Origin of the sequence: Bradyrhizobium ottawaense (genome assembly GCF_002278135.3) — a bacterium.
Lineage (GTDB): Bacteria > Pseudomonadota > Alphaproteobacteria > Rhizobiales > Xanthobacteraceae > Bradyrhizobium > Bradyrhizobium ottawaense.
In genome coordinates, this window is record NZ_CP029425.2 from 5,849,764 (window position 1) to 5,872,644 (window position 22,881).

The 22,881-nt window shown below is 64.8% G+C and carries 15 protein-coding genes; 8 read left to right on the top strand and 7 right to left on the bottom strand.

What is annotated here, in order from left to right:
* From CIT37_RS27855 to CIT37_RS27865, 3 genes are all read right to left on the bottom strand, one after another.
* Nucleotides 1–3,117, bottom strand: coding sequence for an efflux RND transporter permease subunit (locus CIT37_RS27855; RefSeq protein ID WP_028143190.1), 3,117 nt, complete (start codon nt 3,115–3,117; stop codon nt 1–3).
* Nucleotides 3,118–3,155: 38 nt separating this feature from the next.
* A complete protein-coding gene (locus CIT37_RS27860; RefSeq protein ID WP_095424623.1) occupies nt 3,156–4,406 on the bottom strand; it encodes an efflux RND transporter periplasmic adaptor subunit in 1,251 nt (416 codons plus the stop codon).
* Between the two features lie 145 nt (nt 4,407–4,551).
* Entirely contained in the window at nt 4,552–5,952 is a 1,401-nt protein-coding gene (locus tag CIT37_RS27865) for a CoA transferase (RefSeq protein WP_095424624.1), read from the bottom strand.
* A 58-nt stretch (nt 5,953–6,010) separates the two neighbouring features.
* Between CIT37_RS27865 and CIT37_RS27870 the strand changes: the two genes are divergently transcribed.
* Both CIT37_RS27870 and CIT37_RS27875 read left to right on the top strand, forming a co-directional pair.
* A complete protein-coding gene (locus CIT37_RS27870) occupies nt 6,011–6,298 on the top strand; it encodes a hypothetical protein (RefSeq protein WP_008136644.1) in 288 nt (95 codons plus the stop codon).
* 202 nt (nt 6,299–6,500) lie between these two features.
* Complete coding sequence (locus tag CIT37_RS27875) at nt 6,501–7,271, top strand: SDR family NAD(P)-dependent oxidoreductase (RefSeq protein WP_038947803.1); 771 nt, start codon at nt 6,501–6,503, stop codon at nt 7,269–7,271.
* A 153-nt stretch (nt 7,272–7,424) separates the two neighbouring features.
* On the opposite strand, the gene CIT37_RS27880 is transcribed toward CIT37_RS27875, so the two are convergent.
* The 3 genes from CIT37_RS27880 to CIT37_RS27890 are packed head-to-tail and all read right to left on the bottom strand — an operon-like array spanning nt 7,425 to nt 13,082.
* The gene (locus tag CIT37_RS27880) at nt 7,425–10,805 is read right to left on the bottom strand and encodes an error-prone DNA polymerase (RefSeq protein WP_095424625.1); all 3,381 of its coding nucleotides are present in this window, start codon (nt 10,803–10,805) and stop codon (nt 7,425–7,427) included.
* Entirely contained in the window at nt 10,802–12,397 is a 1,596-nt protein-coding gene (locus tag CIT37_RS27885) for a Y-family DNA polymerase (protein ID WP_038971545.1), read from the bottom strand. Before CIT37_RS27885 ends, CIT37_RS27880 begins: the two co-directional genes overlap by 4 nt.
* Nucleotides 12,294–13,082 carry an ImuA family protein gene (locus CIT37_RS27890; protein WP_038947799.1) on the bottom strand — a complete coding sequence of 263 codons (789 nt, stop codon included), beginning with the start codon at nt 13,080–13,082 and terminating at the stop codon, nt 12,294–12,296. Before CIT37_RS27890 ends, CIT37_RS27885 begins: the two co-directional genes overlap by 104 nt.
* A gap of 163 nt (nt 13,083–13,245) precedes the next feature.
* Between CIT37_RS27890 and CIT37_RS27895 the strand changes: the two genes are divergently transcribed.
* The 3 genes from CIT37_RS27895 (at nt 13,246) to CIT37_RS27905 (ending at nt 17,650) form a co-directional block, all read left to right on the top strand.
* Nucleotides 13,246–14,481, top strand: coding sequence for a putative DNA modification/repair radical SAM protein (locus CIT37_RS27895; RefSeq protein ID WP_038947798.1), 1,236 nt, complete (start codon nt 13,246–13,248; stop codon nt 14,479–14,481).
* On the top strand, nt 14,481–15,923 hold the full coding sequence (locus CIT37_RS27900; protein ID WP_095424626.1) for a UdgX family uracil-DNA binding protein: 1,443 nt from the start codon (nt 14,481–14,483) through the stop codon (nt 15,921–15,923). Before CIT37_RS27895 ends, CIT37_RS27900 begins: the two co-directional genes overlap by 1 nt.
* Before the next feature lie 98 nt (nt 15,924–16,021).
* Nucleotides 16,022–17,650, top strand: coding sequence for an inorganic phosphate transporter (locus tag CIT37_RS27905; RefSeq protein WP_038971548.1), 1,629 nt, complete (start codon nt 16,022–16,024; stop codon nt 17,648–17,650).
* 149 nt (nt 17,651–17,799) lie between these two features.
* On the opposite strand, the gene CIT37_RS27910 is transcribed toward CIT37_RS27905, so the two are convergent.
* Nucleotides 17,800–18,969: a M20 aminoacylase family protein gene (locus CIT37_RS27910; protein WP_038971549.1), complete on the bottom strand. Its 1,170-nt coding sequence runs from the start codon at nt 18,967–18,969 to the stop codon at nt 17,800–17,802.
* Nucleotides 18,970–19,183: 214 nt separating this feature from the next.
* Here CIT37_RS27910 and CIT37_RS27915 point away from each other — a divergent pair, with 214 nt between their 5' ends.
* From CIT37_RS27915 to CIT37_RS27925, 3 genes are all read left to right on the top strand, one after another.
* Complete coding sequence (locus tag CIT37_RS27915; protein ID WP_028143201.1) at nt 19,184–20,803, top strand: GMC family oxidoreductase; 1,620 nt, start codon at nt 19,184–19,186, stop codon at nt 20,801–20,803.
* Nucleotides 20,804–20,815: 12 nt separating this feature from the next.
* Nucleotides 20,816–21,697, top strand: a complete 882-nt coding sequence (locus tag CIT37_RS27920; RefSeq protein WP_095424627.1) for an alpha/beta fold hydrolase — start codon at nt 20,816–20,818, stop codon at nt 21,695–21,697.
* A 236-nt stretch (nt 21,698–21,933) separates the two neighbouring features.
* Nucleotides 21,934–22,878: a metallophosphoesterase family protein gene (locus CIT37_RS27925; protein ID WP_028143203.1), complete on the top strand. Its 945-nt coding sequence runs from the start codon at nt 21,934–21,936 to the stop codon at nt 22,876–22,878.
* Nucleotides 22,879–22,881: the final 3 nt, after the last annotated feature.

Here is a 22,881-nt window from a genome sequence, read left to right on the forward strand (position 1 = left end):
TCAGCGCGCGCGGCGCGAGAAGAACGAGATCAGGACCGGCAGCGTGACGAGGATCACGACCGGCGCCAGCATCATGCCGGTGACGACGACGACCGCGAGCGGCTTCTGCACCTGCGAGCCGATTCCTTCCGACAGCGCCGCCGGCAGCAGCCCGACGCCGGCGACGACGCAGGTCATCAGCACCGGCCGGAGCTGAAGCTCGCCGGTGCGCACCACCGCACTCATGCGGTCCATGCCCTCTTCGATGAGCTGGTTGAACTGCGACAGGATGATGATCCCGTCCATCACGGCGATGCCGAACAGCGCGATGAAGCCGATCGCCGCGGAAACGCTGAATGCCGTGCCCGATATCAAAAGTCCCAGCACGCCGCCGAAGATCGCCATCGGGATCACGCTCATCGCGAGCAGCGTGTCGGTCATCGAGCCGAAATTGAACCAGAGCAGCACGCCGATCAGCGCCAGCGAGATCGGCACCACGATCGACAGCCGCCGGATTGCGTCCTGAAGGTTGCCGAACTCGCCGACCCAGTCCATGTGCGAGCCGGGCGGCAGCTGCACCTGCTCGGCAATCTTCTGCTGCGCCTCGCGGATCGCACTGCCGAGGTCGCGCTCGCGCACCGAGAACTTGATCGGCAGATAGCGCTCCTGCTGCTCGCGATAGATGTAGGCCGCGCCCGAGACGAGGCTGATGGTGGCGACCTCGCTCAGGGGAATCTGCGTGACGGTGCCGTTCGGCCCGGGTGCGCCGATGCGCAAATTCTGGATCGCCTCGGCACTCCTGCGGTATTCCGGCGCGAGGCGGACGATGATCGGGAAGTGACGATCGGAGCCGGACTCGTAGAGATCGCCCGCCGTGTCGCCGCCGATCGCGACCTTGATCGTGGCGTTGATGTCGCCTGGCGCAAGGCCGTAGCGCGCGGCCTTGGCGCGGTCGATGTCGATCTGGACGGTCGGCTGGCCGAGCGAGGTGAACACCGCAAGGTCGGTGACGCCCTGCACCGTGGCCAGCACCGACTTGATCTTGTTGGCGGTGTCGGTCAGCGCCTGCAGGTCGCTGCCGAACAGCTTGATCGAGTTCTCGCCCTTCACGCCGGAGACGGCCTCGGAGACGTTGTCCTGGAGATATTGCGAGAAGTTGAACTCGACACCGGGGAAGCGATCGTCGAGCTGCTTGAGCAGTTGCGCGGTCAGCTCTTCCTTGTCGCGGGTCCCGGGCCACTGACTGATCGGCTTCAGCGGCGCGAAGAACTCGGCATTGAAGAAGCCGGCGGCGTCGGTGCCGTCGTCGGGACGGCCGTGTTGCGACACCACGGATTCCACCTCGGGCCGGGCGCGGATCACCTTGCGCATCTCGTTGACGTAGCTGTTGCCTTCCTGGAGCGAGATGGTCGGCGGCAGCGTGGCGCGAATCCAGAGATTGCCCTCTTCCAGCTTCGGCAGGAATTCGAGGCCGAGCATCCGGCTGAGCGCCACCGTCATCAGCACGAGGCCGACCGCACCGCCGAGCACGATGTTGCGGTTGGCGACCGCCCACTGCAGCAACGGCGAGTACAACCGGTGCAGGATCCGCATCACCCTGGTCTCGGTTTCCTCGACATGCGCGGGCAGGATGATCGCGGACAGCGCCGGCGTGACGGTGAAGGTCGCAAGCAGCCCGCCGGCCAGCGCATAGGCATAGGTGCGGGCCATCGGCCCGAAGATGTTGCCCTCGACGCCCGACAGCGTGAACAGCGGCAGGAAGGCCGCGATGATGATCGCCGCGGCGAAGAAGATCGAGCGCGAGACGTCGGCGGCCGCGCTGAGGATGGCGTGGCTCTTCATGCCGAACAGAGTCTCATTGGACATATGTTCGGTCTCGGACATCGGCGTCGTCTGGGTCAGACGGCGGAAGATCGCCTCCACCATGATGACGGTGGCATCGACGATCAGGCCGAAATCGATCGCGCCGACCGACAGCAAATTGGCCGATTCCCCCCGCAGCACCAGGATGATGACGGCGAAGAACAGCGCGAACGGAATGGTGGCGCCGACGATCAGCGCGCTGCGCAGGTCGCCGAGGAAGATCCACTGCAACAGCACGATCAAGAGAATGCCGACCACCATGTTGTGCAGCACGGTGTGGGTGGTGAGCTCGATCAGGTCGCCGCGGTCGTAGATGCGTTCGATGCGCACGCCGGGCGGCAGGATGCTGGAATTGTTGATGGTCTGAACGAGCTGGTGGACACGCTTGATGGTCGGCGAGCTCTGCTCGCCGCGGCGCATCAGGACGATGCCCTGCACGATGTCGTCGGACTCGTCGAGGCCGGCAATGCCGAGGCGCGGCTTCTGGCCGACGGTGACGGTGGCGACGTCCTTGACCAGCACCGGATTGCCGCCGGTCTGCGCCACCATGGTATTGGCGAGATCGTCGATCGACCGGATCAGGCCGACGCCGCGCACGACCGCCGATTGCTGGCCGATATTGACGGTATTGCCGCCGACATTGACGTTGGAATTGCCGACCGCCTGGAGCAATTGCGGCAGCGTCAGACCGTTGGCGACCAGCTTGTTGAAGTCGACCTGGAGCTCATAGGTCTTGCTCTTGCCGCCCCAGCCGGTGACGTCGATGACACCAGGCACGGCGCGGAAGCGGCGCTGCAGGATCCAGTCCTGGATGGTCTTGAGATCGAGCACGCTGTAGTTCGGCGGACCCACGAGACGGTAGCGGAAGATCTCGCCGATCGGGCTGAGCGGCGAGATCTGCGGCTGCACGTTGCCCGGCAGCGGCGCGAGCTGCGCCAGGCGGTTCAATACCTGCTGCAACGCCTCGTCATAGGTGTAGGCGAAGGAGAACTGGAGTTTGACGTCGGAGAGGCCGTAAAGCGAGATCGTGCGGATGGTCGTCAGGTTCTTCAGACCTGCGACCTGGGTCTCGATCGGGATCGTGATGTAGCGCTCGATCTCCTCCGCCGACAGCCCCGGGCTCTGCGTCACGATGTCGACCATCGGCGGGGTCGGATCGGGATAGGCCTCGATGTTGAGCTGGTTGAACGCGATGACGCCGCCGATCAGCACGGCGACGAACATCCCGACCATCAGGAAGCGCCGGTTGACGGCAAGGGCGACGAGACGATCCATCAGGTCTTCAATTTGTCTTCAGTTTTTTGGGTCGTCGATCAGCTGCCGGACGCCGCGCGGTCGATGAACAGGCTGCCTTTGGTGACGATCTGCTCGCCGGGTTTCAGATTGCTGGTGACCTCGACGAGGTTGCCGTTGATGAGGCCGATCTTGATCTGGCGCAGCTCGACCGACTTGTCCTCGCGCACGACCCAGATGCGGACCTTGTCGGCTTCATAGATCAACGCCTGCTTCGGCACAGCGGGCGCGGCGCGATCGCCGGCCGAGTAGATCGTGACGTTGGCGAACATCTCGGGCTTGAGCAGCCCGTCCTTGTTGTCGATGGTGGCGCGGACCTGCAGGCGGCGGGTGTTGGGGTCGATCGCGGCAGCGACGTAATTGATCTTGGCGGTCAAGGGGCGGCCCGGCAGCGCCATCACGTTGACGGTGATGTCCTGGCCGATGCAGACCGCGGCGGCGTCGCTCTCGCGCACGAAGGCGGTGAGCCAGACCGTGGAGAGATCGCCGACCACGAAGACTGGATCGCTGGCGCCGGAATTGACGTACTGGCCGGGGCCGATCTTGCGCTGCACGACCGTGCCGGAGATCGGCGAATAGATCGTGACTTCCGGATTGATGGCGCCTTTGTCCTGGAACGCCTTGATGGTCTCGTCGGTGAAGCCGAGGATGCGCAGCTTGTTGCGCGCGGCTTCCAGCGCGGTCCCCGAGGAGCGCATGTCGTTGCGCGCCTGAACCTGGGTCGCTTCGGCCTGCTGATAATCCTTCAGCGGAATGGCATGGCCCTCGTAGAGGTCCTTGGCGCGCTTGAACTGGATGTCGGAGAGCTCGAGCGCCGACTTCGCCTTGTTCTGCGAGGTCATCGCCGCGATGAAATCGTTCTGGGCCTGCACGGTGTCGGCGGCCTCGATCGTGAACAGCGGTTGGCCCTGCTTCAGCATCTCACCCGGCTTGGCCAGCAGCTTGGTGACGCGGCCGGCATAGGGCGAGAACACCGGTGTCGAGCGGTCCTCGTCGACGGCGACCTTGCCTTCCGTGACATATTCGGCGCGGAAGGCCTTGGCCTTGACCGGCTCGATCGTCAGCGTCGCCCATTCGGACGGCGTCGGCGTGAAGTTCTGCGCATTCCTGCGCGACTGGCTGGAGATCTCGGAGTGCTTCTTTTCCTTGGACCCGGAAGAGAGGAAGCCGTAGGCACCGGCGCCGACACCGGCAAGAGCTAGTAGAACTACGGATGTGATCACCCGTTGTTTTGTAAACACCTGCAATCGCTTGGTATTTTCAACTACCATGGAGCCCGGTCGTGTCTGCGACGATCTCGGCAGATGCCTGCCTTATCGGTTGCGCTAATAGTGCCGAATTGGGAGTTCAAACAACCTAAAAAACGCCGGGCGCCTTTCGGTTTGCGTTAAAATTTCGCGACATGTCAGCTTCACGTCAGCTTCGCGCCGGCCACTGTGCCGGATGACTGCCGAGCGGCATTGCCGGACGGCTCCATTGCGCCGGCGTCTTCGACAGCATCGCCGAATGGCGCACCGCCTTCAACATGCCGAAGCCAGATGGCACGCTCTCGATGAACGCAGCATGTACAGCGTCGCCCGTAAGATCCGGGGTGTTCAGTCCGCCATCGAGCCGGCCGAGATTCCAAAGCCAGCGCCCGGTCTGCGCCAGCGACACACGCACGTGCCAGCTGCCGCCTTCGCGCGCCTGACGCGCCTTGGCCATCATCGCGCCGAACGCCATCAGATAGCCGGTGGCGTGATCGAGCATCTGCGCCGGCAATTCCTTGGGGCCATCGAGACCGGCAGCGCGTCCCTCGGCGTGATTGAATCCGGTCGTGGTCTGCACGAGGGAATCGAAACCGCGCCGCTCGGCCCAGGGGCCGGCGTGGCCATAGGCCGACAGCGTCACATAGACGATGCCGGGATTGATCTGCGCTGCATCCTCGGGCGCAAAGCCGAGGGCGGCGAGCGCGCGCGGGCGATAGCCCTGCGAGAAGATGTCGGCGTCCCGCAACAGTTCGCGCAATTGCGCCCTGCCCGTCTCGCTTTTCAGTTCGATGAAGGTGGTGAGCTTGCCGCGGCCGGTGTCGATGGTGAGCCAGGGAATGGCGGGCAGCTCCGGCCCTGACACCAGCAGCACATCCGCACCATGCGCAGCGAGCGTGCGGCCGGCGACGGGCCCCGCGATGACTCGAGAGAGATCGAGCACGCGCAGGGCTGCAAGCGGACGATCGCCTTTTGGCCACGGCTTTGGCGGGGCCTCGCCGATCTTCTCGATCGAGAGCAGCGGCAACCCGGCGAGCGCACGCGCCTGCGGCAGCGCGGACCATTCGTCGTGGGAGCGCATGAGCGCGACGACGCCGCCCGCCGCGTAAGCCGCAGTCTCGAAATCCTCGCCCTTCCATTGCATCAGCGCGGCCTGCACCTTGTCGCGCTCCGCCTCGCAGCCGAGCACCTTGCAGACGGCGTCGCGATGATGCGGGAAATTGGTGTGGCAGCGAACGAAGCGATTGTCGCCGGTCCTGTAGACGCCGGCGATGGCGTCCCAGGCCGGGGGCGGCGGCTTGTCGTCGAGAAGCAGATAGCGCTCGGAGCGGCATTCGGCAACGGCGTGGCGCATGTCGACGGAGACATCCTGCGTCTGCCCGCAGCGCAGTCGCCAGATCTCCGCGGCGGCGAGGCCGGCCGCGGCGATGGTCGTCTGTCCGGCAATTGCGACGCGGAACGAGGACGGAAGCTGAGGCTCTTCGCCGCTCAGCCGTACGCGTTCGAGCGCTGGTGCATCGCCCCCGGCGGAGGTCCAGATGTCCTTGAGAATGTCGGCAGGGCTTTGCATGGCCGCTTCTCTCCCTTAGTTTTTCAAGCGACCATCCATTAGCCCATAAGGAAATGCAATGGCCGCCATCGACCCCCTTACCGCAGGCGCCGTGTTCATCGCAACGGCGGCCACAGACGCGGTCTATGTCATGTTCACCTCGGCCGTGATCGCGCGAAAACGCGTGCCGGCCGCGAACTGGAGTGCGGTCTGGTACCTGCTCTCCTCCTACGCCGTGATCAGCTACACCGAAAACGCCTTTTACGTTGCCTTCGCCGCGATCGGCTCCTGGGCCGGCGCTTATGCCTCGCTGACCTTCCTGCACCGCCCGCCCGGCGGCCCGCCGGTGGGCGCCGCGCCGGAGTGAGGAGGCCCCACCTCTCTCCACGTCATTGCGAGGAGCTCGCGACAAGATTGCGTGGCAATTTTGTGCTGATGCGACCAAGCCAGTCTATTTCCGCAGATGCATTTCCGGATTGCTTCGCTGCGCCCGCAATGACCATGTGGAGGCTTCTGGGCGTCTTCCGAAACAGCTACACTCCCGCGACCAACAAAAAGGAAACCCAACAATGGATCTCGGTCTCAAAGGCAAGAACGCCATCGTGCTCGGCGGCACGCGCGGCATCGGGCGGGCGATTGCGGAGACGCTCGCCGGTGAAGGCACCAATGTCGCGGTGTGCGCGCGCAATGCAGATCAGGTTGCGGCTACCGTTGCCGAGCTGAAGGCGAAGGGCGTCAACGCCACCGGCGGCCCGGTCGACGTGACCGACGGCGCAGCGCTGAAATCCTGGATCGAGGGTGCCGCAAAAGAGCTCGGCGGCGTCGACCTGTTGTTCTCCAACGCCGGCGCGATGGCGCAAGGCCACGATCCCGCATCGTGGGAGCAGAACTTCCGGCTCGACCTGCTTGGCGCCGTGCACGCGTTCGACGCCGCGCGGCCGTTCCTCGAAGCGAGCGGCGAGAGAAGCGGCGACGCCGCCTTCGTCATCATCTCCTCGATCTCGGCGGCGCAGGCGGACACGGCCAGTTCCTACGGCCCGATCAAGGCGGCGCTGATCCACATGGCCAAGGGGCTGGCGCGGCAATATGCAAAGAAGAAGATCCGCGTGAATGTCGTGTCGCCCGGCACGGTCTATTTCAAGGGCGGCGTCTGGGAGATGGTCGAGAAGAACATGCCCGAGCGTTACGCCGACGCGATGAAGCGCAATCCGACCGGCCGGATGGCCACGCCGCAGGAAATCGCGAGCGCCGCGGTGTTTCTGGCAAGCCCGGTGTCGGGGTTCACGACGGGATCGAATCTCGTCGTGGACGGCGCGATCTCGAACCGGGTGAATTTTTAAGGCGCGACGTCATCATCGAGGAGCTCGTAGGGTAAACAAAGCAAAGCGTGCCCACGTCTTCGCGACGAGCCGCAAAAGGAGGTGGGCACGGCGCTTACGCGCCTTTGCCCACCCTACGGCAGCCGTGCGTGTGGCAGCACTTCGCCCCACCCCTCAATGAAAATCCCGCGACGGCGGCAGGATGCGGACGTTGCGGGGGTGGCGGATTTTCTGCGCCGGCATGTCCGCAAGCGCGCGAGAGTCTTCGTTGAGCGGCTCGACCACGGTGGCACCTGCCGGCACCGGATGCTTGCGGCTCAGCGCGTCGTTGGCGAGGCCGACCAGATCATGCGAGCGATCGATCATGCGTTGGGCGATGAGATGCGTCACCTTCTCGGGACTGCTCTGGATATAGCCTTCGACCAGGATGAGGCGCGCGCCCATGACTTCTTTCCGGTACTGCTCCATGATCTTGGGCCACACCACGACATTGGCGATGCCGGTTTCGTCCTCCAGCGTCATGAACACGACGCCGCTGGCGCTGCCCGGCCGTTGCCGCACCAGCACCACGCCGGCGCAGCGGACGCGGCGACGCTCGTTCTCGTGACTGATATCCTTGCAGGCGACGACGCGCTCGCGCGAAAACATTTCGCGCAAGAATTCCATCGGGTGCCCCTTCAGCGATAGCCGGATGGTCTGGTAGTCCGCGACCACCTGCTCGGAACGCGGCATCACCGGCAGCGGTTGCGCGTGCTCGTCCGGCTGCTCGCGCGCGGTCGCCGCCTCGAACAGCGGCAGCGGCACGTCGTCGGGCAGCCGCCGCACCTGCCACAGCGCCTCGCGGCGGTCGAGCCCGAGCGAGCGAAACGCGTCGGCATCGGCCAGCAGGATCAGCGCGCGCTTGGGCAGGCCGGTGTCGCGGGCGAAATCCTCCAGCGAGGTAAAGGGGCGGCGGTTGCGGGCGGCGATGATGCGGTCGCCCCAGTCTTCCTGAGTGACATAGATCTTGCCTTGCCGCTTCGCCTGCTCCTTCTTGAGGGCCTCCTCATCGGGATCGAGCCAGTGGAAGCCGTCGATCTGGCGAAAGCCAAGGCGGACGGCACAATACCTGCCGTCAGTATTCTCCAGCGTGTTCTGCGCAAAACTACAGGACACGTCGATGTCGCGCACCTCGACGCCGTTCTTGCGGGCGTCGCTGACGATCTGTGCGGGCGCATAAAAGCCCATCGGCTGCGAGTTCAGGAGGCCACAGCAGAAAGCGTCGGGGTGATGATATTTCAGCCATGACGAGATGTAGACGAGCTGGGCGAAGCTCGCGGCGTGGCTCTCCGGGAAACCGTAGGAGCCAAAGCCCTTGATCTGGTCAAAGCAGCTTCTGGCAAAATTGGCATCGTAACCGCGCGCGACCATGTTGCCGATCAGCTTCTCCTCGTATTGGCCAATGGTGCCTACATTGCGGAAGGTCGCCATCGAGCGGCGCAGGCCGTTGGCTTCCTCGGACGTGAATTTTGCCGCCTCGATCGCGATGCGCATGGCCTGCTCCTGGAACAGAGGCACGCCCTTCGTCTTGTGCAGCACCTTGTAGAGTTCGTCCGCGGGACCATGCTCGGGCGATGGCGAGGGATAGGTCACCTTCTCCAGGCCGTTCCGCCGACGCAAATACGGATGCACCATGTCGCCCTGGATCGGACCCGGCCGCACGATCGCGACTTCGATGACGAGGTCGTAGAAGGTCCGCGGCTTCAGGCGCGGCAGCATGTTCATCTGGGCGCGGCTCTCGACCTGGAACACGCCGAGCGATTCCCCATCACACAGCATGTCGTAAACCTTGGGATCGTCCTGTGGAACGCTCGCCAGCACAAAACGCTCGCCTTTGTGGTCTGCGATCAGATCAAAACATTTCCGGATGCAGGTCAGCATGCCCAGCGCGAGCACGTCGACCTTCATCATGTTGAGCGCGTCGACGTCGTCCTTGTCCCACTCGATGAAGGTGCGGTCGTCCATCGCCGCGTTGCCGATGGGGACATAGGTGTCGAGCCGGTCCTGGGTCAGCACATAACCGCCGACATGCTGGGAGAGATGGCGGGGGAATTCGATCAGCTCGGTTGCAAGCTCGACTGCAAGGTTGATCATGGGATTTTGCGGATCGAGCCCGGCCTGCCTGACCTGCATATCGTTGAGGCCCTTGCCCCAACTGCCCCAGACGGTGTCGGCGAGCGCAGCGGTGACGTCCTCGGTCAGGCCCAGCGCCTTGCCGACGTCGCGGATGGCGCTGCGCGGGCGATAGTGGATGACCGTTGCGATGATCGCGGCACGATGGCGGCCGTAGCGGCGATAGACATACTGCATCACCTCCTCGCGCCGGGAATGCTCGAAATCGACGTCGATGTCAGGCGGCTCCAGGCGCTCCTTGGAGATGAAGCGCTCGAACAACAGATCGACCTTGGTCGGATCGACCGAGGTGATGCCGAGCACGTAGCACACGGCTGAGTTCGCTGCCGACCCCCGCCCCTGGCACAGGATGCTCTGGCTGCGCGCGTAATGCACGATGTCGTGCACGGTGAGGAAATAATGCGCGTATTTCAGCTCGGCGATCAGCGCGAGTTCTTTGTTCAACGTCGCGCGCAGCTTGTCGTCAATGTTCTCGATGCCGCCAAAGTATTTATCGACGCCCGCCCAGGTCAAATCCTCCAGATGTCCTTGCGCGGTCTTGCCCGGCGGCACCGGCTCATCCGGATACTGGTATTTGAGCTGGTCGAGCGAGAAGTCGATCTTCCCCGCAAAACGCATGGTCTCCGCGATCGCCTCGGGGACATCGCGGAACAGCCGCGCCATCTCCCTAGGTGTTTTCAGAAAACGCTCGGCATTGGCTTCCAGCTTACGCCCCACAGCCTCGATCGTGGTCTTTTCCCGGATGCAGGTCAGCACGTCCTGAAGCGGACGGCGGCCGGGATCGTGATAGAGCACCTCGTTGGTCGCGAGCAGCGGCACTTTTGCTTTGGCCGCGAGGTCATCGAGCCGTGCCAGGCGGCGCCGGTCGTCGCCGCGATAGACCAGGCTCGCTGCCAGCCACACGCCCTCGGCGCGGCTCGCCCTCAGCTTTGCAAGCACATCCAGCGCCTGCGCCGGCTCGAAGCGATGCGGCAACGTCAGGACCAAAAGCTGCCCCTCGGAGAATTCCAGGAGATCGGCAAAGGTGAGACGGCACTCGCCCTTCTCGATCCGCGTGATGTCGTCGCCGCGCTTGCCTTTGGTCAGGAGCTGGCACAGCCGGCCATAGGCGGCGCGGTCGCGCGGGTAGACAAAAATGTCGGGCGTGCCGTCGATGAAGACGATGCGCGCACCGATCAGCAGTTTCGGCTTGTGCAGCACCTTGTCATTGTCGAGCTCATTCCAGGCCCGCACCACGCCGGCGAGCGTGTTGTGGTCGGCGATTCCGATCGCGGGAATGCCGAGCTTGCTCGCCTGATGCACATAGGCGCGCGGATCCGAGCCGCCGCGCAGGAAGGAGAAATTGGTGGTGATGCCGATCTCGGCATAAGCGGGGCTATTCATGCGAAGAGACCGTGCACATACCAGCCGGGAGAAGCAGGCTCGCCGTCGCCGTCGAACACCTCCCCCTCGTAAAGTCCGTCGCGAAAAATCCAGAAGCGCAGGCCCTCGGCATCCTCGATGCGAAAGTAATCCCGGGTCAGCTGCTTGCCGTCCTGCCGCCACCATTCCATCGCGATACGCTCGGGTCCTTCCACCCGCACCACGGCATGCAGCGCGCGGCGCCAGGTGAACTGATGCGGCGGACCATCCGGCACGGCCGCGAATGGCACCTTGATCGGCTCCGGCTTGTCGAACAGCCTTAAGGGACGCAGCGGTGGCTCGCTTTCGGTCCGTGCCGGCCATTCGGCCTGCATGGCGGCGGCGAGATGATGCTGCGCCGGGGCGGCCAGCACCGCACATTCAGGGATATGGGTATCCTCAGGCAGGTGCACGACGACGCGCTTTCCGCCGATGCGCGCGGCAATGCGGTCGATCAGGGCGGCAAGCTCGTCATTGTCGTGGACATGGGCGTCGAGATCGCGCTGCTCCTGCACCACGATCTCGGTGCGGCTCGCCGACAGGCGAACCATATCGAAGCCAAAACCGGGATCGAGGGGATCGGCGAGCGCATCGAGACGCTCGCGGAACAGCCGGTCGATCACCGCGCTTCGCGTCACCGGACGTCCGGTCTCGACCATGATCGCGCGCACCACGCCGTCGGTGCGGAAGAACGCGGCTTCCAGCCGGCGCGCGCCCTTGCCCTGCTTCTCCATGGAGGCAATCAGCGTGTCCGCCAGCCGCGACAGCGTCATCGCGATCATGGTGTCGGTCGCGATCGGCTCGGCGAAACGCTTCTCCACGATATAATCAGGCAGCGGTTTTCGCGGATTGATCGGCGCATCGCCCTGCCCCAGCGCATGCGCCAGCAGCGTGGAGAACCGCGCTCCGAACCGCGCCGTGATCTCGCTCGGCGAGCGCGTGGCGACGTCGCCGATGGTCTTGAGGCCGGCGCGGCGCAGGCCGGTGGTGATGGCCTCGCCCGCACCGAGCGCGGACACCGGAAACCGGCTGATCGCCTCCGCCTCGCCGCCATCGGCAACGATGGTGCCCGTGGTCTGCCGCGTCAGCGTGCGCGCGCAGACCGAGGTGCCGGCGATTGCCGCGCTGACGGCAAAGCCTTGTCGGCCGAGCGCCCGAACCAGCGCTTGCAACAGCGCAGCCTCGCCGCCGAACAGATGCGCACAGCCGGTGATGTCGAGGAACAGCCCGTGCGGCGGATCGAGCGCGACCAGCGGCGTGAAGCGGTCGCACCAGTCGGCGATGTCGCTAAGCGTCTTCGCATCGGCCGCGACATCGGCGTCGAACACGCGCAAATCCGGGCACATCGCCCGCGCATTGGCGAGCGGCTGACCTACGTACAGGCCGAGACGCTCGGCAGCCTCGTCCAGCGCATGGATCACCAGCGCATTGTTGTCCTTGATGACGACGATGCTCGGCTCATTATTGGTTTTACCCAGCCCGGAGCTGTTGAAGAACCGCTGGATCCGGTCGATGGGCAGGCGTGGCAGCCACAGGCTGAGAATACGTCGACGGTTCACTGAACTGGCACTCATCACAATTCCATTCCATGATCCACCGGCCGCAGGGGCCATGACGATTACGCAAGAGTTCGGCATCGAAGCGCGGCGCGCCCCATGCGTCCCACACCGACCCCGGCGGCGAATGCGCCGCGCGCAGCATCCACCTGGTCTCCGCCGTCGAAGGCAGCGGCTGCGCCGCCATCCGCAGCATCAGGCCGGTGACGCCGGAGCCTTGCGCGGCCAGCGTCAGCTTGCGGCTCGCCACGAGATCGAACTGCCTGGTTTCGCCCCAGAGCTCGAGCACGACGGCGCCCAGCGCATCGCAGGCGAGCGCATCGGCCGAGGTACGCAGCGCGCTCTCGACATCGGCGGCGCGCACCATCACCACACGGCGCGGATCGAGGCCGAGCTCGGCGAGCCCGCTCATCGACAGCGCGCCTGCCTCTATCTCTGAAAAATCCTGCCGTACCCACAGCAGCGGCCGCTGCGCCGAGACGCGCCCGGCAAGCCCCATGACGAAGCCGGTCGCGGCCGTCCCCTGAGACCCAGTGCAAAACACCTCGTGGATCGCCGCGCGCGCGAGCCCGCCCTTCAGCGCGTTGTCGGCTTCGCTGTGACCGAGCGCGACGCGATCGTGCGGATGCACGACCGTCGCCGTCTCGATGCGCTCGATCTGGCCGCGCAAGGTCGCAAGCGCGCTTGTCCGTGCGCCGCTCATGCTCGCCGCTCCTTCAGGGGTGATTGCCGATGGCTCTCAAAAAGAGAACCAGCGGCTGGCTCATTTGTTCATGATATGTTCTAATATAAAGCTAACGGCGCGGAGAGAGTCAATCGAATTGGCGCGCAAGCGGATTCATGAGCTGAATCAAAGGGATTCCAAGATGGACGTACAACGCAAGCTGGAAATCCTGGCGGACGCCGCCAAATACGACGCGTCCTGCGCCTCCAGCGGCACGGAGAAGCGGGATTCCAGCGACGGCAAGGGCATGGGGTCGACCGCACCCGGCATGGGCATCTGCCATTCCTATGCGCCGGATGGACGCTGCATCTCGCTGCTCAAGGTGCTGCTGACCAACGCCTGCAATTACGATTGCCTCTATTGCGTCAACCGCGCCTCCTCGAACGTGCCGCGCGCCCGCTTCACCATCGACGAATTGGTCAAGCTGACGCTCGACTTCTACCGGCGCAATTACATCGAGGGCCTGTTTCTCTCCTCCGGCATCATCCGCAACCCCGACTACACCATGGAGCAAGTGGTGAGCGTCGCGCGAAAGCTGCGCGAGGAGCATCACTTCCGCGGCTATATCCATCTCAAGACCATTCCCGAGGCCGACGATGCGCTGATCGCGGAAGCCGGCAAATATGCCGATCGTCTCTCCATCAACATCGAGATGCCCGAGGAAACGAGCCTGCAGCAATTCGCGCCGGAGAAGGACGTGCGCGCGATCCGCCGCACCATGGGCCGGCTGCGGCTGAAGCTGGACGAGGCCGAGGAAGGCCGCAGCGCGAAGACCAAGGCAAAGCCGCAGCGCTTCGCGCCGGCGGGCCAAAGCACGCAGATGATCGTCGGTGCTGATGCAGCCTCCGACCACACCATTCTCCACACCAGCGCCAATCTCTACGGCGCCTACCGTCTGCGGCGCGTCTACTACTCCGCCTTCAGCCCGATCCCCGACGCCAGCCGCGCCTTGCCTCTGGTGCAGCCGCCGCTGCTGCGCGAGCACCGGCTCTACCAGGCCGACTGGCTGATGCGGTTCTACGGTTTCGACGTTGCGGAGATCGTCGACGACAGCGCGATGCTGCCGCTCGACATCGATCCGAAGCTGGCCTGGGCGCTGCGTCATCGCGACCGCTTCCCGCTCGACGTCAACCGCGCCAGCCGCGAGGAGCTGCTGCGCGTGCCGGGCTTCGGCACCAAGGCGGTCGAGCGCATCATTGCAACACGGCGCACCACCACGATCCGCCTCGCCGATCTCGCCCGCCTGCACGTGCCCCGCAACAAGGCGCTGCCGTTCATCGTCCTCAGCGATCACCGGCCCTCGCCGCACCGTCTTGATGCGGCCGGGCTGATCGAACGGTTCAAGCCGAAAGCAACGCAACTGGGATTTGGCTTCTGATGCAGTACATCACCCTCGACACCGAAACCCATTTCGACGGCTGGCGCAAAGCCGCGCGCAGCCTCGTGCTTCATCACGTGCAGCCCACCGATGTCACCTGGACCGTGCAGGGCGGCGAGGCGGAGTTGTTCGCGCCGCAAGCACCGTCTCCGATCCTCGAGGCGAACGAAGGCACCTTCAACGTATCAGGCAAATTCGTCGAGCTAGCCCAGGCCGCAATCCTGCACCGCGATATCCAGCGCTTTGCGATCCTCTATCGCCTGCTCTGGCGGCTGAAGGACAACCACGATCTCATCGAGGTCGCGACCGACCCTGACGTCGCGCAGGTCACGGCGATGGCTCGCGCGGTCCATCGCGACGAGCACAAGATGCACGCCTTCGTCCGCTTCCGCGAGATCGGACGCGAGCGCGCAGCACATTACGTCGCCTGGTTCGAGCCGGAGCATCACATCGTCGAGCTCGCCGCCCCGTTCTTCGCAAGACGCTTTGCCGACATGCCCTGGTCGATCCTGACGCCGGACCTCTGCGCGCATTGGGATGGCCACGCGCTCGCGTTCACGCCGGGCGTCAGCAAGAGCGAAGCACCGGGCGAAGACCGGCTGGAGGAAACCTGGCGGCGCTATTACGCCAGCATCTTCAATCCGGCCCGGCTCAAGGTGAAGGCGATGCAGGCCGAGATGCCGAAGAAATATTGGAGGAACCTGCCCGAGGCCTCGATCATTAAGCCCTTGATCGAGGACGCCGAACGCATGACCGGCGCCATGATCGCCAATGCGGCAACCGATCCGCACAAGCCTCAGAAGCGGCCGGAGGCTCCGATGAAACGCAAGCCAGCTGCCGACGATCTCGAAGCGCTCCGCGCGGAGGCCGCGCATTGCCGGGCCTGCCATCTCTACAAGGACGCGACCCAGACCGTGTTCGGCGAGGGCCCGAGATCCGCCAACATCATGCTGGTCGGCGAGCAGCCCGGCGACAAGGAAGACCTCGCCGGCCATCCGTTCGTCGGTCCGGCCGGCCAGATGCTCGACCGTGCGCTGGAGGAGGCCGGTGTCGACCGCAAGAAAGTTTATGTCACCAACGCGGTGAAGCACTTCAAATTCGTGCCGCGCGGAAAGATCCGCCTGCACCAGAAGCCGAATACGCCGGAGATCAAAGCGTGCCGGCAATGGTTCGAACGGGAAGTTTCGGCAATCCAGCCTGATCTGATCGTGGCGATGGGCGCCACCGCCGCGCAAAGCGTGTTCGGCAAGATCACTCCGATCGGCAAGACCCGCGGCCGGCTCATCGACCTTCCCGACGGACGCAAGGCTTTGGTGACGGTGCACCCGTCCTATCTGCTGCGGCTGCCCGATCCGGAAGCCAAGGTTCTGGAATATCAGCGCTTTGTCGACGATTTGAAGATCGTGGCCGGCTTGCAGAAGAAAGCCGCGCGGGCCGCCTAAATACTGGCAGGAAAACGGTTTTCAACCGCCGCTTGTCATCCAGCCTTCAAATCCATCGCGGACAATACCCTTACTTCAAAGTTAAGGGGCGTCCAGACATGACCGATGTTGCATTCGACCGCGCGGTAGCCGATCCCGCGCCGATCCAGCCGGCCTCGCGGCCAAATCTCGACAAGGGCTTCAATCCGCTGACGATGATCCTGTTCTTCGGCATCCTCGCCGCGGGGCTGCTGTTCGTCGCCTACAGCATCTATGTCGACGTCAACGCGACCGGCGCACGCGTGACGAGCTACCTGCCCTACATCCTGTTGTTCGTCGCGCTCCTGATCGCGCTCGGCTTCGAATTCGTCAACGGCTTCCACGACACCGCCAATGCGGTGGCGACCGTGATCTACACCCATTCGCTGCCGGCCGAAGTCGCGGTGATGTGGTCGGGCTTCTTCAACTTCCTCGGCGTGCTCATGTCCTCCGGCGCGGTCGCCTTCGGCATCGTCTCGCTGCTGCCGGTCGAGCTGATCCTGCAGGTCGGCTCCAGCGCCGGCTTCGCGATGGTGTTCGCGCTGCTGATCGCCGCGATCCTGTGGAATCTCGGCACCTGGTTCTTCGGCCTGCCCGCCTCCTCCTCGCACACGCTGATCGGCTCGATCATCGGCGTCGGCGTCGCCAACGCCGTCATGCGCGGCCGCGACGGCACCTCGGGCGTGGACTGGACCAAGGCGACCGAGATCGGCTACGCGCTGCTGCTGTCGCCGCTGTTCGGCTTCATCTGCGCCGCGACGCTGCTGCTGCTGCTCAAGTTCATCGTGCGCAACCCGGCCCTGTATGCTGCGCCCGAAGGCAACAAGGCGCCGCCGCTCTGGATCCGCGGCCTGCTGATCGCGACCTGCACCGGCGTCAGCTTCGCGCACGGTTCGAACGACGGCCAGAAGGGCATGGGCCTGATCATGCTGATCCTGATCGGTACCGTGCCGACCGCCTACGCGCTCAACCGCGCACTGCCGGAATCCCAGGTCGCCCAGTTCCAGAAGGTCTCGGATGCTGCTTCCAAGGTGATCGCGGCCAAGGGTGCCGGTCACTCGATCATCGGCGATCCCCGTCCTGCGGTGACCCAGTACATCACCTCGCACCACATCAGCGAAGGCACCTACCCCTCGCTGTCGGTGCTGGTGAAGGATGTCGGCGACCAGGTCGCGAAATACGGCTCGCTCAACAAGGTGCCGGCGGAAGTGGTCGGCAACACCCGTAACGACATGTACCTGACCTCGGAAGCGATCCGCTTCCTGATGAAGGACAAGGAAAACGAGCTCAACAAGGAAGAGGTCGCGACCTTGAACGCCTACAAGGGCGGGCTCGACAGCGCCACGAAGTTCATCCCGACCTGGGTGAAGGTCGCCGTCGCCATCGCGCTCGGCCTCGGCACCATGATCGGCTGGAAGCGCATCGTCATCACGGTCGGCGAGAAGATCGGCAAGAGCCATTTGACCTACGCACAAGGCGCCTCGGCCGAGCTGGTGGCCGCCGCTACGATCGGCGCCGCCGACGTGTTCGGCCTGCCGGTTTCGACCACGCATGTGCTGTCGTCGGGCGTCGCCGGCACCATGGCGGCCAACGGCTCGGGCTTGCAAATGGCGACCATCCGCAATTTGCTGATGGCCTGGGTGCTGACGCTGCCCTGCGCGATCATGCTGTCGGCCACGCTCTACGTGATCTTCTCGCGGATGTTCTGAGAAGAACGACACTCATCAACGCGAATGGCCGGGCTTGTCCCGGCCATTTGCATTCCAGGTTGTCATTCCGGGGTGGTCCGCAGGACCGAACCCGGAATCTCGAGATCCCGGGTTCGCCTCTGCGAGGCGCTCCGGGATGACGTCGGTAGTCACGCCGCCAGCGATTCCTCGACCAGCTTCACCCAGTAGGACGTGCCGAACACGATCGCCTCGTCGTTGAAATTGTAGGCGGGGTGATGCAGGCCGGCGCTGTCGCCGTTGCCGCAGAAGATGAAGGCGCCGGGTCGCGCTTCCAGCATGTAGGCGAAATCCTCGCCGCCCATCAGCGGCGGCATTTCGTGCACGTTGGCATCGCCAGCAACCTGCTTTGCAATGCGGCGCGCAACCTCGGTCTCCGCGGCGTGGTTGTTCACCACGGGGTAATTGCGGTGATAACGCAGGTCGATCTTCGCGCCGGTGATCTGCGCGACGCCCGCCACCACTTCATGCACGCGCTTCTCGACCAGCTTGCGCACCTCGGGCGAGAGCGTGCGGATGGTGCCCTTCAGTGTCGCGGTCTGCGGAATGACGTTGCGGGCGTTGCCGGCGTGGAATTCGCAAATCGAGATCACGGCCGATTCCAGCGGATCGACGCTGCGCGCGACGATCGACTGCAGCGCGGTAATCACCTGCGCACCGACCAGGACGGAATCCACGCATTTGTGCGGACGCGCAGCATGACCGCCGAGGCCCTCGATCATGATGTCGACCTCGTCGGTCGCCGCCATGATCGGGCCCGGCCGGATCGCGAACGAGCCGATCGGAATACCGGGGCCATTGTGCATGCCGTAGACCTGCTCGATGCCGAAGCGCTCCATCAGGCCGTCCTTGACCATGGCTGCGCCGCCGGCGCCGCCCTCCTCGGCGGGCTGGAAGATCACGACCGCATCGCCGGCGAAATTGCGGGTTTCGGCGAGGTAGCGGGCGGCCCCGAGCAGCATCGCGGTGTGGCCGTCATGGCCACAGGCGTGCATCTTGCCCGGGGTCTTGGAGGCGTAAGGCAGGTTGGTCTGCTCCTCGACGGGCAGCGCATCCATGTCGGCACGCAGGCCGATGGTCTTCAGCCCCTCGCCGGCCGGCTTGCTGCCCTTGATCACGCCGACCACGCCGGTCTGGCCGAGCCCGGTCACGACCTCGTCGCAGCCGAACTCACGCAGCCGGTCCGCAACGAATGCTGCAGTGCGATGAACATCGTACAGCAGCTCGGGATGCTCGTGGATGTCCCGGCGCCAGGCCTGAATATCGGGTTGAAGGTCGGCGACGCGGTTCACGATGGGCATGGAGGGTCTCGAGCTTTGTTGAAAATGCAGGACTGTCTACCATGCAAGCGCCAGTCCACCCAACTGCCGCGGGCCGAGGGTAACCCCTGTCCTCTCGTCATGGCCGGGCTTGGCGCCAGCTTGTCTTGGCCATCCACGTCTGACTATTAGGATAGAAAGTGCGTGGATGCCCGGGACAAGCCCGGACATGACGCGCTGGTTGGGTGGAAGCAGAATGCCGAGACGGCTCGAAGGTGAATTTGACTACATTGTCGTCGGAGCAGGTACGGCGGGCTGCATCGTCGCCAACCGGCTGTCGGCGGATCCCGGCAATCGCGTCCTCGTCCTCGAAGCTGGCGGCGACGACAACTGGATCTGGTTCCACATCCCGGTCGGCTATCTCTTTGCGATCGGCAATCCGCGCTCGGACTGGATGTTCAAGACCGAGGCCGAGCCCGGCCTGAACGGCCGTTCGCTCGCCTATCCGCGCGGCAAGGTGATCGGCGGCTGCTCGGCGATCAATGCCATGATCTCGATGCGCGGCCAGGCCGCCGATTATGATCACTGGCGGCAACTCGGCATGACCGGCTGGGGCTATGACGACGTGCTGCCGCTGTTCAAGAAGCTCGAGGATCACTTCCTCGGCGCCAGCGAGCATCACGGCGCCGGGGGCGGCTGGCGCATCGAGGCGCCGCGGCTGTCATGGGACGTTCTCGATGCCGTCGGGGATGCCGCCGAGGAGATGGGCATCAAGCGCATCCCGGATTTCAACACCGGCGACAATGAAGGCACCAGCTATTTCCACGTCAACCAGAAGCGCGGCCGGCGCTGGTCGTCGGCACGCGGCTTCCTCAAGCCCGCCTTGAGGCGCCCGAACCTGCGGCTCGAGAAGCATGTGCTGGTCGACCGCGTCATCATCGAGCGGGGCCGCGCCGTCGGCGTGCGCTTCATCCAGAACGGCGAGATGATCGAAGCGCGTGCGAAACGCGAAGTGATCCTGTCGGCCGGCTCGATCGGCTCGGTGCAGGTGCTGCATCGCTCCGGCATCGGCCCCGCCGACTGGCTGTCGCCGCTCGGCATCGACATCGTCATGGACAAGCCCGGTGTGGGGCGCAATCTGCAGGACCACCTCCAGCAGCGTGCGATCTACAAGGTCGAGGGCGTGCGCACGCTGAACGAGACCTATTACAATCTGTTCCGCCGCGGCCTGATGGGGCTCGACTACGCCTTCCGCCGCCGCGGTCCCCTGACCATGGCGCCGTCGCAGCTCGGCATCTTCACGCGCTCCGATGCGACACGCGCACGCGCCAACATCCAGTTCCACGTGCAACCGCTGTCGCTCGACAAGTTCGGTGATCCCCTGCACCGTTTCCCCGCCATCACGGTCAGCGCCTGCAATCTCCAGCCGACCTCGCGCGGCACCGTGCGGCTGCGTTCGGCGAGCCCCGACGAGAAGCCGATCATCGCGCCGAATTATCTGTCGACCGACGACGACCGCCAGGTCGGCGCCGACGCCATCCGCACCACGCGCCGCCTGATGCAGCAGAAGGCCCTGGCACGATATCGCCCGAGCGAATATCTGCCGGGTCCCTCCGTCGGCGATGACGACGCCTCGCTCGCAAAGGCTGCCGGCGATATCGGCACCACCATCTTCCACCCCGTCGGCACGGCGAAGATGGGCGCCGTAAGCGATCCGATGGCCGTGGTCGACGAGCGGCTGCGCTTCTATGGCCTCAGCGGCTTGCGCATTGTCGACGCCTCGATCATGCCGACCATCACGTCGGGCAACACCAACACGCCGACGGCGATGATCGCCGAGAAGGGCGCGGCGATGATCTTGGAGGATGCGAAGTAGCATCCTGTCGGCATGATCAATCCCCACCGCTTTTCAATCGGCCCTGCCGCCGCAGAGATCGCCATGCTGCAATGGGGCGAGAGCGGCAAGCCACCTGCCCTGCTCGTTCATGGCACCGGCTTCGTCGCCGACGTCTGGGACGAAGTCGCGCGCGAGCTTGCATCGACCTACACCGTCTATGCACTCGACCGCCGCGGCCACGGCGCCAGCCACAAGCCCGGCGTCTATCAGTTCCTGGACTATGCGGAGGATGTTTGCCGGGTGGTCGATGCGATCGGCTTGCGAGACGTCTACGGCATCGGCCACAGTGCGGGCGCGACCGATCTCCTGCTCGCGGCAAAACTCTTGCCCGGACGCTTCACACGCCTGTTCGTGATGGAGCCGACCATCATGGACCCGCGCGCGGCGCGCGCCGGAGGGTTGGACGAGGAATCCTTATCGCGAGTAGAGGGCACGCTACGTCGACGCGCCGAGTTCGACAGTGCCGATGCCGTCTTCGAACGCTATCGCACCGCGCCAGCGTTTGCAGATTGGACCGTGACCTCGCTTCGGGCCTATGTGCGCCACGGCTTCGTGCCGCTGGAGAATGGCCGGGTGCGGCTCTGCTGTACACCGGAGACCGAGGCGGCGATCCTGCGCCCGATCTACGAAGCGATGGCGCAGGTTTACGTTGGCGATGCCCGCGGTAATCCGTTTGGGTTGCTCGCCGAGATCGACTGTCCCGTGCGCGTCACGACCGCTGCGAAGTCGGGGCCGATCTATTGGGAGATGGCGCGGCGCGCGGTGGCGCTGATTCCGCAGGTCAGCACGATGGTGTTCGAGGACGCCGGGCATTGTGTGGCGCAGGAAGCGCCCACGGCCGTGGTGGAGGCTGTGCGAGAATTCGCGAAGTAGGTCTCGTGCCCCGGACGCGGCGCGCCACGCAGTGGTGCGCCGCTGAGCCGGGGCCCATCTCACCGCGTAACGTGAGGCCTTCCGGGTCCCGGCTCTGCAACGCATCACCAAGAGGTGCTGCGTTGCGTCCGGGACACGAGCCGCCCTCACGAAATCGTCATCACCTCCCGCGAATAAGTCCCCTCCTCCCCCAATCACCTCTCCGACGCCCAATTCCGGGCAAGCGGAGATGCGCGATGAGCGGACATGATCACGGCGACGACGGCGTCAGCCGCCGCAAGGTGCTGGAATGCATGACCTGGGCCGGCACCGGGGTGCTCTGGACGGTCACCGGCGGCGTGCCGCGCTCGCTCGGCATCATCGATTCCGCGCAGGCCGCGACCGCGGCCGTGCCCGGCATGAGCTTCCTCCAGATCAGCGACAGCCATGTCGGCTTCGACAAGCCGGCCAATCCCAACGCACTCGGCACGCTGGAGGAGGCTGTGGGCAAGATCAACGCGATGCCGGCCAAACCGTCCTTCATGATCCACACTGGCGACATCACCCATCTGTCCAAGGCCGCCGAATTCGACAATGCCGAGCGCATCATCTCGCAGAGCAAGCTCGACGTGCACTACGTACCGGGCGAACACGACTTCCTCGACGAGGAGGTGAAATTTTATCGCGAGCGTTACGGGCGCGGCACCAAGGGCCAGGGTTGGTACTCGTTCGACGCCGGCGGCGTGCACTTCATCGGCCTCGTCAACGTCGTCGACCTCAAGGCCGGGGGTCTTGGCAATCTCGGCGCCGAGCAGCTCGCCTGGCTCCAGGACGATCTGCGCGGCAAGTCGAAATCGACACCGATCGTGCTGTTCGCGCACATCCCGCTCTGGACCGTCTATCCGGAATGGGGCTGGGGCACCGAAGACGGCGGCCGCGCGCTGGAACAGGTGAAAGGCTTCGGCTCGGTCACCGTGCTGAACGGCCACATCCACCAGGTGATGCAGAAGGTCGAGGGTAACGTCACCTTCCACACCGCGCGCTCGACTGCTTTCCCGCAGCCAGCGCCGGGAGCTGCCCCCTCGCCCGGACCGATGAAGGTTGAGGACACAAAACTGCGCTCCATGCTCGGCGTTGCCAGCATCAACTTCAAGCAGAACGAGCAGCGGCTCGCGATCATCGACACGCCGCTCCAGGGCTAGGGT